The sequence below is a fragment of the Streptomyces sp. NPDC058240 genome (assembly GCF_042882135.1).
Taxonomy (GTDB): domain Bacteria; phylum Actinomycetota; class Actinomycetes; order Streptomycetales; family Streptomycetaceae; genus Streptomyces.
In genome coordinates, this window is sequence record NZ_JBHVWT010000003.1 from 175,690 (window position 1) to 189,003 (window position 13,314).

Genomic DNA, 13,314 nt, shown 5'->3' on the forward strand with positions numbered 1-13,314 from the left:
CAGCGGCGACCGCTGGTCGCACTCTCCCCTTCCGCATGTCCCGGCACCGTGCACCGTCATGGGCCGCGCATCGCAATCACCCGTTCCCACGGAGACACAGAACGTATGCCCACACCTTTCAATCAATCCGTCATCGAGGAGTTCCGCGCCAACGGCGGTAAGGTCGGCGGTCCCTTCGAAGGCGGGGACCTGCTCCTGCTGACCACCACCGGCGCGAGGTCGGGGAAGGAGACCACCACCCCCCTCGGCTACGTCCGCCACGGCGACGCGCTGCTGGTCATCGGCTCCAACCTCGGCTCCCCGCACCACCCCGACTGGTACCACAACCTGCTCGCCCACCCCGTGGTCCGGGTGGAGCTCGGCACCCGTGCGTTCCAGGCCCTCGCGGTCCCCGCGGAGGGGGCGCGGCGCGAGGAACTGTTCGGTCACGCCGTGAAGGCCGCGCCCGGTTACGCCGACTACCAGGCCCGGACCACCCGGCTCCTCCCGGTCGTGGTGCTGGAACGCGCCGAGCCCGACGGCTGGGAGGCCCCGCGCGAGGTCAGCACCCTCGCCGACAAGGTGATAGAGGTCCACACCTGGCTGCGGGGCCAGTTGCGCCAGGTGAAGGGCGAGGTGGACGCCCACTTCGCCGCACGGGCCGCCCACCGGGGTCCCGGCGCGCCACCTGTTCCGGGCCTCGGGTTGCAGATCAGGCAGCGCTGCCTGGCGTTCTGCCAGGCGCTGGAGTTCCACCACACCAGCGAGGACGCCCACCTGTTCCCCGGCATCGCCCGCTACCACCCGCACCTGACGGACACCTTCGCCCGGCTCGCCGACGAACACCGCACGGTCGCCCGCATCCAGGGCGAGCTGGCGGCCCTGCTGGCGGACATCGGCATCGCCGAACCCGAGCGCTTCCGCGCCGAACTGGACAGGATGTCCACGGAACTGAACGCGCACCTCGACTACGAGGAGGAGCAGATCGTGCCCTTGCTGGCCGGGGTCCCATGGCCGCCGGCTCCTCCGGCCCCGTGAATCGAATGCATCGAAGCGAAGAAACCGAACCGAAGCGAAGAGACCGAACCGAACCGAACCGAACCGCTCCCGAGCGGTGAAAGGCTGTGCTGTGCGAGTGAGAGTCAAGGACTTCGACCACCTGGTGCTCAACGTGCAGGATGTCGAACGTTCCCTGGAGTTCTATTGCGGTCCCCTCGGCCTGGAGCCGATCAAGGTGGACGAGTGGCGGGCGGGGAAGTTCCCGTTCCCGTCGGTGCGGGTCAGCCCGACGATGATCATCGATCTGCTGGGCCGACCGCGCCATGAGTCGAACGTCGACCACATCTGCCTGGTCGTCGAGCCGCTGGACTGGCAGGAGGTGATCGACGCGGGCACTTTCACCGTGCTGGAGGGCCCGGTCTCCCGCTCCGGCGCCCGGGGCGAGGCGCAGTCGGTGTACGTCCAGGACCCGGACGGCAACACCGTCGAGCTGCGCTGGTATCCGCAGGACGTGGTGGGGGACTGACCGGCCGGGTGGGGCGGGAACGGCGGGACCTGGGCCCTCTGCACTACTCGCCGAGGGCGTGCCTGAGCGCTTCGTCGAGCAGTTCCCGCAGAGCCGAGGAGGACGGAGCGACAGCGGTGGCAAGCAGCGCCGGGCCGCCGGCCAGAGGCGCGAGGACCGCACAGCCGTCCTTGATCCCTTCGCGGAGCAGGACGGGGGCACGGCTGACGTCCAGCTCCGGGTTCACGACGAGGAGTTGGCCGACGGCGCGGTGTCCGTCCAGGACCGAGGGGCCGTCCCACCCGGGCGCCGGGTTCCCGTAGGCGGTGTGCTGGTCGAGCAGCAGGCGGCCGGCGTAGTGGACCCGGATGCGGCTGACGAGGTGACCCGGCTCCTCGTCGGCTCTGCCCAGGATCTGCTCCTCGCGCAGCAGCAGTCGCGAGGTCGCGGCAAGGTTGACGGTGTAGGTCTGGTGCAGGTTGCTGCCGGCGGCGCTGATCAGTGGCTGTGGCAGCCAGCGCAGGCAGGCGTGCTCCCCAGCGGTCAGCCGTACGTCGTAGGTGGCCGGCGCGGTGGTGGGACCGCGGAGGGCGAGCGTGGCGGCGGCCGTGGTGACCTCCAGTTCGGCTCGGTCTTCGGCGGTGATGTCGAGGGCGAGTCGGTCGCCGCCGAGCGGGGCGCTCATCGCACCGATGATCCCCACTGTGGCAGCCCGTCCGCCGGTGCGCATGCGGCGTAGATGGAACGGGCCGTCACTGCGCAGCTGCGGGAGCGTGGTGACGCGCCCGTTGTACGTGGCACGGATGCGGGCGGTGGCATGCACACCGTCCGGGTGTCCGGGGGATGCCTCGGTGTCGGCGGCGGGGACGGCGGGATCGAGCGGGGTATCGGGCTCAGCGAGTCGGGAGCCGGAGCTCATGCCGCCGCCTTCGCGCGCCACCGGGTGAGGTGCCCGGTGATCCAGTCGGCGATCTCGCGGATGCCGTCGTCGGAGGTGAGGCTGGTGAAGACGACGGGAAGGGCGCCGCGTTGCCGTTCGGCGTCGGCGGCCATGGTGGCCAGGTCGGCACCGACGTGCGGAGCGAGGTCGGTCTTGTTGACGACGAGGAGGTCGGCGGTGGTGATGCCGGGCCCTCCCTTGCGGGGGATGTCGTCGCCACTGGAGACGTCGATGACGAAGATCTGCACGTCGACAAGGCCCTTGGAGAAGGTGGCGGTGAGGTTGTCGCCACCGGACTCGACGAGCACGAGATCGAGGGGGTCGAGGGTCTCGTCGAAGTGCTCGACGGCCTCCAGGTTGGCGGAGATGTCGTCCCGGATCGCGGTGTGCGGGCAGGCTCCGGTCTCCACCGCGGTGATCCGCTCGGGCGGCAGCACGGCCTCGCGCAGCAGGAACTCGGCGTCCTCGCGGGTGTAGATGTCGTTGGTGACGACGGCGAGGGAGAGTTTGTCGCGCAGCGTGCGGCAGAGCGCGGCGACGCTGGCGGTCTTGCCGGAACCGACGGGACCGCCCAGGCCGACACGGAAGGCGCGGAGGCTGCCGTCCGCGCGCAGCGGCTCGGCGCTGTAGGTGTGGCGGTGGGGCATGGTCACGGGGTGATCGAGGTGCATGGAAGCTCCAGGGGGCAGGGGTGGGTTCAAGAGGCGAAGAGCCGCACGGTCCAGGCGGCGTGCTGTTCCGCGGTGATGTCCAGCAGCGGAGAGGACGCCGACGGCAGGGCGTCAAGACCTTCGGTCTCCACGCGGGCCGCCGCGCCGGCGGCGTTCGCAGCGACGGTGTCGACCTCCGTGCTCAGGCGTGCCAGCAGCCACGAGGCGGCGAGGGGATCGAGGCTGAGCAGGCGCACCGCTGCGGTGGCCGGGCCGCCGACGGCCTCGTACGCTGCGGCACAGGCGGCGTCCTTCGGGGTGAGCCCGGCGGCTCGGGCGGCGATGCCCTGGACAATGGGCTGATGGGCACCCTGGGGTCGCTCGGCGGCCAGGCGGTCGAGTTCGGCGGACGGGAAGGTGGCGCGTGCCGCGCGCATCATCTGCCGGCCGAGCTTGCGGGCCACGGCGCGCAGCGCGGGGACGGGGGTGCGTGCGTCGGCGGCGTCGTCCAGCATCAGGGGGTCGCATCCGGCGGCGGCCGCGGCAGCCAGGCCGGCCGCGGTCAGACCGGTGGTGTGCAGGCGCCCGCGGCAGAAGGCTTCGAGGCTGTTGATGTCGTGTACGGCTTTGTGGGCGACCGCGGCTTCGACGCCGCCGGAGTGGGCGTACCCGCCGGCGGGGAAGCGGCCGTCGGCCAGCAGGAGCAGTGCGGCACGGCTCATGGGCGATCCGGCTGCCTTTCGCGGGGTCGGATGGTGCAGTGGTCCAGGAGGGCACGGGTGCCTGCCCGGACCACTGCTGCGGTTGACGGCATCGCCGTCCGGGCGGAGGCCGGTCAGAAGAGGAAGTACCGCTGAGCCATGGGGACTTCAGTGACAAAGGACCGCGGCACGGTCGCTCCGTTGAGTTCCGTGCGGGCGTCCCCTGTGGTCGCACCGCCGATGGTGACCTCGAAGCTGTTGTGGTCGACGTGGAGACTCTCCGGCACCGTGTCGTTCAGCTTCATGTCGGCCTTGGTGACGTCCCGGATGCTCGTCGAGATGTCCATGAACTTCTTGCCGAGGCCGAGCCCACCGGTCGTCATCTCGGTGACGTTCCCGCCGCTGTCCTGGACGGTGACGACTCGCGCGTTCAGCTTGTCGGCCACGCCCGGTGCCACGAAGTTGTACGAGTTGCTCAGGGGGGAACGGCCGGTGGAGCCCCAGACCGCTCGTGGCAGGAAGGGCTGCGGTGTCGTGATCGATGCGTTGGCGTCGCCGACCTGCGCGTAGGCGAGCTGCCCGCCCTTGAGGACCATGTGCATCTTGACGCCGAAGAACTTCGGCTCCCAGAGCACCAGGTCGGCGAGCTTCCCGGTCTCCACGGAACCGACGTGACCGTCGATGCCGTGAGTGATCGCGGGGTTGATCGTGTACTTGGCGACGTAGCGGCGCGCCCGGTAGTTGTCGTTCGGGATCAGCCTCTCCGCGTTGTGGGAGTGGTCGGCGTCGTCAGCGATCGGGCGGACCTTCGCGTTGGCGAGGTCCTCCTTCAGAGGGCCGTACCGGGATTTCATGACGTGTGCGGTCTGCCAGGTGCGCATGACCATCTCGCCGATGCGTCCCATCGCCTGGGCGTCGGAGGACATCATCGAGATGGCGCCCATGTCGTGGAGGAGGTCCTCCGCGGCCATGGTGGACGGCCGGATGCGGGAGTCGGCGAAGGCCATGTCCGCCGGAATGTCCGGATTGAGGTGGTGGCAGACCACCATCATGTCGACGTGCTCCTTGACGGTGTTCACCGTCAGGGGGCGGGTCGGGTTGGTCGAAGCGGGCAGCACGTTCTCCTCTTTGACCAGTTCGATCATGTCCGGGGCGTGGCCACCGCCGGCGCCCTCGACGTGGAAGATGTGGACGGAACGCTTTCTGCCGTCTCTCGTGAAGGCGTTGCGGGTGCTGTCCAGGAAGCCGGATTCGTTCAGTGAGTCGGCATGCAGGGCCAGTTGGACCTGACGGCTTTCGCACACGTCCAGCGCCGCGTCGATCACGGCGGGCGTGGCTCCCCAGTCCTCGTGGACCTTGAACCCGATGACGCCTGCGTCGACCTGTTCGTTGAGGGCATCCGTGTTCACCGTGCTGCCCTTGCCGAGCAGGCCGATGTTGACCGGGTACGCGTCCAGGCTTTCGAAGACCCGGGTGATGTGCCACTCGCCCGGGGTCACGGTGGTGGCCGTGCTGCCCTCGGCGGGGCCGGTGCCGCCGCCGATGAGCGTGGTCACGCCCGAGGCGAGGGCCTCGTGGATCTGCTCCGGGCAGATGAAATGGACGTGGGTGTCCACACCCCCCGCGGTGAGGATCCGCCCGTTGCCGGAGATGACCTCGGTGCTCGGACCGACCACGAAGTTCGTCGGCTGCACCGTCTCCGGCAGCCTGTCACTCGGGGACGTACGGTCCGGCATCTCGAACTCGTTGTCCGGGATCGGGTCCATCGTCTCGGGGTTGTACGCCTTGCCGATCGCGGCGATCGCACCGTCGCGGAGCCCGACATCGGCCTTGACGACCCCCCACCAGTCGAGGATCAGCGCACCGGTGACGACCGTGTCCACGGGCGTGCGGCCTTCAGCGTCCCCGTCTCTGGGGATGTGGGACATTCCCATCGACTCCCGGATCACTTTTCCGCCGCCGAAGATCATCTCGTTACCGCTGTGCTTCGGACCACCGCTCCAGTCCGCCTCGATCTCGATGGTCAGGGCGGTGTCGGCCAGGCGGACGCGGTCCTTGGCGGTGGGCCCGTACAGAGCGGCGTAATCGGCCCGCTTCAGCACGTTGCTCGGCGCCGAGTTCTCCGGCGACCTCGCCGACCTGCTGCCGGCCGGGGTGGATTTGTTGTTGCTCACCGGTGTGCCACCTCACGCAGTCCCTTGACCTGTCGATCTCCCTGGATCTCCACCAGCTCGACGCAGCACTCGTCGCCGGGCTCGAAGCGCACGGACGTACCCGCGGCGATGTTCAGCCGCCGCATCCGCGCCGCCTCGCAGTCCTTGAGCTCCTGGGGCGACTCCAGTTCCGGACCGGAAGGGACCTCGACCTTGAGGACCTTCAGCCCCGGGTTGACGTCGGCGAAGTGATAGTGGGAACCGACCTGGACGGGGCGGTCCGACATGTTCTTCACCCTGATCCTCGTCCTGCCCTCACCCGGCAGCGTGGTGGCGTCCTCCTGCAGGTCTGCGTTGAACTCGATCGCCTTGTACCAGGACTCCGCGTCCCGGCACTTGTCACAGCACGACGGTGAATCGTTGCCACTGCCGCCGTCGCAGTCGACCGGGCAGTCCGCTTTGCGGGGCGGCCTGGGGTGTTCGACCTTGCCCGGGTGGATTTCGGGCTCCTCGGTCCCCTCCGGGAAGGGATCGTGGATGGTGACCAGCTTGGTGCCGTCCGGGAAAGTGGCCTCCACCTGAACGTTCTTGATCATCTCCGGAACGCCGTCCATCACTTCGGCCCGGCTCAGTAACTGCCGGCCCGAGTCCATGACGTCGCTGACTGTCCGGCCGGCGCGTGCCTGCTCGAAGACGTGCACCGTCAGCAGGGCCATCACCTCGGGGTAGTTGAGGAGCAGCCCGCTACTGCGGCGCCGCTGCGCCACGTCAGCCGCCACATGGATCAGCAGGCGCTCCTGCTCATGCGGAGTCAAATGCACGATGAGCCATTTCTCTTGAACGGGCAGGGCCAGCGGCTGGGCCTGGGGAAGGACACGGAGCACGTCCTCGGGCGGCGCCAGTCGCTCACCGATCATGAGCGGCAGAGTTCATCGAGCAGAACACGTCACCTGATCGCGTACACGATCGGGTGAAATTGGGTCGGGTGGTGCGTAGTCTCTGGCCTTCCAGCTGTATAAGCCGAGGCTGCCGAAGCGTTCGGACGGTGCCGAACTCCGGCAGCGGCCTGCCTCCACCGATCGAAGCCCCGCCACGCTCCCGATCCAGGAGTGTGGCGGGGCTTTGGTCATGCCGGGACAAGCTCGGGGCGAACGGGCTCCAGCGGCAGAAGCTCGCGTACGACGGTGTCCGGTACGACGTCGAGCTCCGCGCCCGGCCGGCCACCGACCCGGAGCCCGCGCGGCGCCCGCAGCCGCAGGGGCTCCCCGCCGTCAGGCCGTACCGGCCAGGCGGTCGAGGTAGTCCCCGACCGCCCCGCTCTCCGGGGCCGGGGCGATCAGGGCCACGTGGTTGTCGGGGCGGACCAGGACGAGGAGGCCGGTGCCGGGCTCGGCGCCGTACGCCGTGCGGGCGTGGCCCGCGTCGTCGGTCAGGTCGCGTGGGGCTCCCGCGTCCACCCCGTACACCCGCGCCGCGTCGCCGTACGCCGCTTCCGTCGCCCGCAGGACCTCCGCCGTGTCCGGGCCGAAGCCCAGCAGGGTGAAGTGCGGGCCCGCGAACGCCTCGAACAGGCGGGTCGGCGCGCCCGTTCCGGCGTCACGGCAGGGGGCGTCCGGGGCGCGGTCGCCCGCCCGCAGCCGGGGGGTGGAGCCGGTGGTGGAGAGCGAGCTCCAGTGGTAGCCGAGGCCCAGGCCCGCCGTGTCCCCGGAGATTGCCGAGTCCAGGCCGCCGCCCGGCTGCCGGATCGCTTCGAGGGTCGCCCGCAGTCGCTCGGCGGTGATGTCCAGCGTCCAGGAGGCCACGGGCAGCCGCTCCTCCTCGTAGGTGTCCAGCAGCCCGGGGGCCGACCGGCCTTCGACGACCCGGGCGAGCTTCCAGCCGAGGTTGAACGCGTCCTGGATGCCGGTGTTCATGCCCAGCCCGCCCGCGACGGAGTGCACATGCGCCGCGTCCCCGGCCAGGAGCACGCGGCCCACCCGGTAGCGGTCGGCCATGCGCTCGTTGACCCGGTACGTGGACAGCAGGGTCGCGTGCGACAGCCGGTCGCCCGGGAGTCCGGTGTGCTTGGCGAACAGGCGCTGGAAGCTTTCGAGGGACGGTGGCACAAGGGCTCCCGTCGCGTCCCGCTCCGGTCCCGCCTGGAACCACCAGCCCGTGCGCGTACCCGGGATCGGGCACAGCATCACGGCCCCGTCCTCGTCGAACCACTGGTGCCACAGACCGCGGTCGAGGCCGTCCACCTCCACGTCCCCGCAGACCATCGCCTGCTCCTCGGTGGTCTTCCCCTCGAACGCGACGCCGAGCAGTTTGCGCACCGCGCTGTGGCCGCCGTCGCAGCCCACCACGTACCGCGCCTCGATGCTCCGGCCGTCGGTGAGGGCGACGGTCACGGACCCGGGCCCCTGCGACAGGCCGGCCGCCTCGGAGCCGAGCTCGACGTGCACGCCGTACTCCGCGAGGCGGTCCCGCAGGATCTCCTCCAGCTGCCACTGGGCGATCAGCGCGCCCCGGTCGTACGGGACGTCCGGCGTCGGCTGCGAGGACTCGAACGGGTCGGCATCGGCGACCGGCAGCCCGTTGCGGTACTTGCGCATGGCCAGCGGTGCCGATCCCACGGCCAGGACCCGGTCGACGACGCCCAGGTCCTCCAGCACCTCCAGGGAACGGGGGTTGGGGCCCTTGGCCCGTGAGCTGCGCGGGAATTCGGGGGACTTGTCGATGATCCGTACGCCGACGGAGCGCCGTGCCAGATCGCAGGCGAGGGTCAGGCCGGTCGGACCCGAACCGACGATCAGTACGGGGGTGATGGGTGCGGTTGCAGACATACGGGCTCCTCGGTCGCGGTTCCGTGATACCCAGGAAAACGTAACCGAGTTAAAAAAGCAACCAGGTAACTAAAGTTGTGCGCGTGAAGCGGGCTCACCGGCCGGTGGATTCGGCCGCGACGCCTGCTGCGCGGCCTGCCGTGCCTCGCGCACCTGGGCCCTCGTCCGCCGTGCCGTCCGGAACGCGTCCCACGTCAGCAGGGTGAGCGCCAGCCACACCAGGGCGAACCCGGCCCACCGCTCCGGCGGCATCTCCTCGTGGAAGTAGAGGATGCCGAGAACGAACTGGAAGACCGGTGCCAGGTACTGCAACAGGCCCAGCGTGGAGAGCGGCACCCGGATCGCCGCCGCGCCGAACAGGGTGAGCGGGACGGCCGTGACGAGGCCCGCCGAGGCCAGCAGCGCCGCGTGGCCCGCGCCGTCGGAGGTGAATGTCGACTCGCCCCGGGCGCCCAGCCACAGCAGATAGCCGACCGCGGGCACGAACATCACGGCCGTCTCGGCGGTGAGCGACTCCAGGCCGCCCATGTTGACCTTCTTCTTCATCAGGCCGTACGTCGCGAAGGAGAACGCCAGGGTCAGCGAGATCCACGGCGGCCGCCCGTAACCGATCGCCAGGACCAGCACCGCCGCGAAACCGGTGCCGACCGCCACCCACTGCACGGGGCGCAGCCGTTCGCCGAGGAGCAGGACGCCCATGGCGATGGTGACCAGCGGATTGATGAAGTAGCCGAGCGACGCCTCGACGACATGGCCGTTGTTCACGGACCAGATGTACAGGCCCCAGTTGACCGTGATCGTGGCCGCGGCCACCGAGATCAGGCCGAGCTTCCTCGGCTGCCGGATCAGCTCGCCGATCCAGGACCAGCGGCGCAGCGCCAGCAGCGCGATGGCGACGAACCCGAGGGACCAGGCCATGCGGTGGGCGAGGATCTCGATGGCGCCGGCCGGCTTCAGCAGTGGCCAGAAGAGCGGGACGAGCCCCCACAGGCCGTAGGCGCCGATGCCGGACAGGAGTCCTGCCCGCTGTTCGTTGATCCCCTTCACGGGCCCTCCAGGCGTGTCTGCGTCAACTGCACGACGGTAGCGCCGGGAAGGGCCCCGTGTCATGGCCGTATCGCAATACGGTCATGACATGGGGCTCTTGAGGTGTGGAGGAGCGGTGTTACGCCGCTGCCACCGCGGCGGCCACCGTCTCGGCGAGCGGCGTCGTCGGGCGGCCGATCAGCCGGGCCAGGTCGCCGCTCGTGGCGGCGAGCAGGCCGCGCCCGATCGCCTCGTCGACATCGACGAGGATTGCCGCGAAGCCCTCGGGCAGGCCGGCGCCGACCAGGATCTCCTGGTGCACGGCGGCCGGGACGTTCTTGTACGCGATCTCCTTGCCGGTGGCGGCGGCGACCGCGGCCGCGTACTCCGCGAACGACCAGGCGACGTCGCCGCTCAGCTCGTAGACCGCGCCGATGTGGCCCTCGCCGGTCAGCACGGCGGCGGCCGCGGCGGCGTAGTCGGCGCGGGTGGCGGAGGAGACCCGCCCGTCGCCCGCGTTGGCGACGACGGCGCCGTGCTCCAGGACCGGGGCGAGGTTCGCCGTGTAGTTCTCGGTGTACCAGCCGTTGCGCAGGAAGGTGTGGGGCAGCCCGGAGTCGAGGATCAGCTGCTCGGTGACCTTGTGCTCGGCGGCCAGCTGGAAGTCGGCGTCGGGGCCGCCCAGTACGCCGGTGTACGCGAGCTGGGCGACGCCCGCAGCCTTGGCCGCGTCGATGACCGCGGTGTGCTGCGGCACGCGCCTGCCGACCTCGCTGCCGGAGATGAGCAGGACCCGGTCGCCGGCCCGGAAGACGTCCTTGAGGGACTCCGGCCGGTCGTAGTCCGCGACGCGCAGCTCGATGCCCCGGGCGGCGAGCGGGGCGGCCTTCTCCTCGTTGCGCACGACGGCGGCGATCTCGCTCGCGGGCACGGTGGCCAGCAGCTCCTCGACGACGAGACGGCCGAGCTCTCCGGTGGCTCCGGTGACGACGATGCTCATGGGGTTTCTCCTCCTGGGTGGCACTTGTGGCACTTGTGGCACTTGTGGCGCTTGTCCGTGTTCGGGCTCGTGCGACTCACTGTAGGGGGTGTACTAACCAATCGAAAGTACCCACTTTGAAGTAAGGTACTGGTGTGAACGTGAGTGAACCGGGCGCGCGGCCCGACGTGAACCGGCCGATGTGCCCCTCCCGGCTGGTGCTCGAACATGTCACCAGCCGCTGGGGCGTCCTGGTCCTCGCCGCCCTGCTGGAGCGCTCGTACCGCTTCAGCGAGCTGCGCCGCGAGGTGGGCGGCGTCAGCGAGAAGATGCTGGCCCAGACCCTCCAGACGCTGGAGCGTGACGGCTTCGTGCACCGGGACGCGAAGCCGGTGATCCCGCCGAGGGTCGACTACACGCTCACCGACCTGGGCCGGGAAGCAGCCGAGCAGGTGTGGGCGCTGGCCCGCTGGACCGAACACCGCCTGGACGCGGTGCGGACGGCGCGCGAGACGTACGACGAACGGAAGGCACACGCCCCGTAGGGCAAGTCCGGCTGAGGCGCGCCCCGTAGGGCCCGCGTGGTCAGTCCGGCTGAGGCGCCTGTCCCTCCTCCAGTGTGCGCAGCGCGCGCGACACGTCGAACGGCAGGATCGTCACCGCCACGTGCGGCAGCTGCCCCAGCGCCTTCGCCATCTGCTCGCCCGTGCCCCGGTGCAGCAGCTTCCCGAGCACATTGGCGTACATCCGCCGCGGCACCAGCACCGTCAGCGAGGTCCGGCCGTCCTCCGTGGTGCGGGTGGCGAGCTCCTTCATCGCGTGGCGCAGCCGCCGGTCCGGGCACTCCACCAGTTCCAGGGAGACGGATGTGGCGGCCGTCGCCTCCCATTGGGCGGCCAGCTGTCTGCCGTGCGCCTCGTCGATCGCGAAGTGCACGGCCCGGATCTCGTCCGGGTGCAGTTCGTGCGCGTACCGCAGTGCCTTGATCGTCGCCAGGTCCAGCGTCTCGACGAGGACGAAGACCAGATGGCGCAGGCTCAGGGGCCGGTCGGCCCCCGCCGGCTGGAGGCTCTGGAGCGCCGCGGCCTCGCGCCGGTACTCGCGGTTGATCCGCATCAGCGCCCACACACCGAGCGGGAAGACCACCACGACCAGCCAGGCGCCCTCGGTGAACTTGGTGACCGCGAAGATCAGCACGACGGCGGCCGAGATGATCGCGGCGAGCCCGTTGACCGTGATCTTGAGCCGGCGGAACCGCTCCCGGCGCCGCAGGTGGTACGCGGTGAGACCGGCCCCGGCCATGGTGAACGCGGTGAACACGCCGATCGCGTACAACGCCACCAGCTTGTCCACACTGGCCCCCGTGGCCAGCAGCAGTGCCAGCGAGACGACGGTCAGCGCGATGATGCCGTTGGAGAACGCGAGCCGGTGCCCGCGCCGGGTCAGCAGCCGCGGCAGGAACCGGTCCTCGGCCACGAAGCTGGCGAGGAACGGGAAGCCGGTGAACGGTGTGTTGGCGCCGGTGTAGAGGACCAGTGCGGTCGCCAGCTGTACGAAGACCAGCCCGGCCGTCCCGATGAGCCCGCCGCCGAAGGCGAGATGGGCCTCCTGCGCGATGACCGTCGGAGTGCCGTCGGCGTAGGGGACGGCATGGGTGAAGTGCGCCAGCGTGGAGACGCCGAGGACCAGGACGCCGAGCACACAGCTCATGGTGATCAGGGTGCGGCGGGCGTTGCGGCCCTGCGGTTCGCGGAACGCGGAGATGCCGTTGGAGATCGCTTCGAGCCCGGTGAGGGACGAGCCGCCGTTGGCGAACGAGCGCAGCACGATGAAGAGCGAGGCGCCGTAGAGCCAGCCGTTGCCCGGGGTGCCGAGCGGTACGACCCCGGCGGCGTGCAGATCGGCGTGCGGCAGCTCGCCCGTGAGCCCGCGCACCGCGGCGACGACGAGGACGAGACCGACGGCGGCCATGAAGAGATAGGCGGGCAGCGCGAAGGCCCGGCCCGCCTCGCGGATCCCGCGCAGATTCCCGTACGCGAGCAGCACGATGACGCCGACGGAGACCGGGATCTGGAGGTGGTCGAGGCCGGTGAAGTTGCCGCCGGCCAGATGGGCGAGCGAGATCAGGGCGTTGGTGCCCGCCGAGACCTGGACGGCGACGGTGACGATGTAGTCGACGAGCAGTGCCACGGCGGCGATCTGCGCGACGTTCGGCCCGAAGTTCTCCCGTGCGACGACATAGGACCCGCCGGCCCGGGTGTAGATCATGACGACATCGCTGTAACAGAGCGTCAGGAGCAGCAGTACCAGCAGGATCGCGCCGGTCACCGGCATCAGAAGAGTGAAGGCGGCGGCTCCGACGACGGGTACGAGAACCCGGAGCATCTCCTCGGAGCCGTACGCGGACGAACTGATGCAGTCGGAGGCGAGCACTCCGAGCGCCGTCCGGTTGTTCAGCTTCTCCTCGCTGATGCGCTCGGTGGTGAGCGGCTTGCCGAGCAGACGCCGCTTGATGCGGTACACGGGACGGTCGAGGCTCATGGCCACATCGTGCGCG

The 13,314-nt window shown here is 70.1% G+C and carries 12 protein-coding genes; 3 read left to right on the forward strand and 9 right to left on the reverse strand.

The window, feature by feature from the left end:
* Positions 1–105 precede the first annotated feature (105 nt).
* Positions 106–1,017 (forward strand): nitroreductase/quinone reductase family protein, encoded by a 912-nt coding sequence (locus ACFVX4_RS08575; RefSeq protein ID WP_389973381.1) that lies wholly within the window; start codon positions 106–108, stop codon positions 1,015–1,017.
* A 97-nt stretch (positions 1,018–1,114) separates the two neighbouring features.
* Positions 1,115–1,504: a VOC family protein gene (locus ACFVX4_RS08580; protein ID WP_389973385.1), complete on the forward strand. Its 390-nt coding sequence runs from the start codon at positions 1,115–1,117 to the stop codon at positions 1,502–1,504.
* A 43-nt stretch (positions 1,505–1,547) separates the two neighbouring features.
* Here the strand turns inward: ACFVX4_RS08580 and ACFVX4_RS08585 are convergent, their stop codons facing one another.
* From ACFVX4_RS08585 to ACFVX4_RS08620, 8 genes are all read right to left on the reverse strand, one after another.
* The gene (locus ACFVX4_RS08585; RefSeq protein ID WP_389973388.1) at positions 1,548–2,402 is read right to left on the reverse strand and encodes an urease accessory protein UreD; all 855 of its coding nucleotides are present in this window, start codon (positions 2,400–2,402) and stop codon (positions 1,548–1,550) included.
* Complete coding sequence (gene ureG / locus ACFVX4_RS08590) at positions 2,399–3,094, reverse strand: urease accessory protein UreG (RefSeq protein WP_266415604.1); 696 nt, start codon at positions 3,092–3,094, stop codon at positions 2,399–2,401. Before ureG ends, ACFVX4_RS08585 begins: the two co-directional genes overlap by 4 nt.
* Before the next feature lie 26 nt (positions 3,095–3,120).
* On the reverse strand, positions 3,121–3,795 hold the full coding sequence (locus ACFVX4_RS08595) for an urease accessory protein UreF (protein WP_389973391.1): 675 nt from the start codon (positions 3,793–3,795) through the stop codon (positions 3,121–3,123).
* A gap of 113 nt (positions 3,796–3,908) precedes the next feature.
* Positions 3,909–5,876, reverse strand: a complete 1,968-nt coding sequence (locus ACFVX4_RS08600; protein WP_389973991.1) for an urease subunit alpha — start codon at positions 5,874–5,876, stop codon at positions 3,909–3,911.
* Positions 5,877–5,944: 68 nt separating this feature from the next.
* The gene (locus tag ACFVX4_RS08605; protein WP_389973394.1) at positions 5,945–6,844 is read right to left on the reverse strand and encodes an urease subunit gamma; all 900 of its coding nucleotides are present in this window, start codon (positions 6,842–6,844) and stop codon (positions 5,945–5,947) included.
* Between the two features lie 354 nt (positions 6,845–7,198).
* Positions 7,199–8,752 (reverse strand): FAD-dependent monooxygenase, encoded by a 1,554-nt coding sequence (locus tag ACFVX4_RS08610; RefSeq protein WP_389973397.1) that lies wholly within the window; start codon positions 8,750–8,752, stop codon positions 7,199–7,201.
* A gap of 69 nt (positions 8,753–8,821) precedes the next feature.
* A complete protein-coding gene (rarD, locus tag ACFVX4_RS08615; protein ID WP_389973399.1) occupies positions 8,822–9,799 on the reverse strand; it encodes an EamA family transporter RarD in 978 nt (325 codons plus the stop codon).
* Positions 9,800–9,917: 118 nt separating this feature from the next.
* Positions 9,918–10,778 (reverse strand): SDR family oxidoreductase, encoded by an 861-nt coding sequence (locus tag ACFVX4_RS08620; RefSeq protein ID WP_389973402.1) that lies wholly within the window; start codon positions 10,776–10,778, stop codon positions 9,918–9,920.
* 179 nt (positions 10,779–10,957) lie between these two features.
* Here ACFVX4_RS08620 and ACFVX4_RS08625 point away from each other — a divergent pair, with 179 nt between their 5' ends.
* Complete coding sequence (locus tag ACFVX4_RS08625; protein WP_389973994.1) at positions 10,958–11,302, forward strand: winged helix-turn-helix transcriptional regulator; 345 nt, start codon at positions 10,958–10,960, stop codon at positions 11,300–11,302.
* A 40-nt stretch (positions 11,303–11,342) separates the two neighbouring features.
* Here the strand turns inward: ACFVX4_RS08625 and ACFVX4_RS08630 are convergent, their stop codons facing one another.
* Positions 11,343–13,298, reverse strand: a complete 1,956-nt coding sequence (locus ACFVX4_RS08630; RefSeq protein ID WP_389973405.1) for an APC family permease — start codon at positions 13,296–13,298, stop codon at positions 11,343–11,345.
* Between the last annotated feature and the right edge of the window lie 16 nt (positions 13,299–13,314).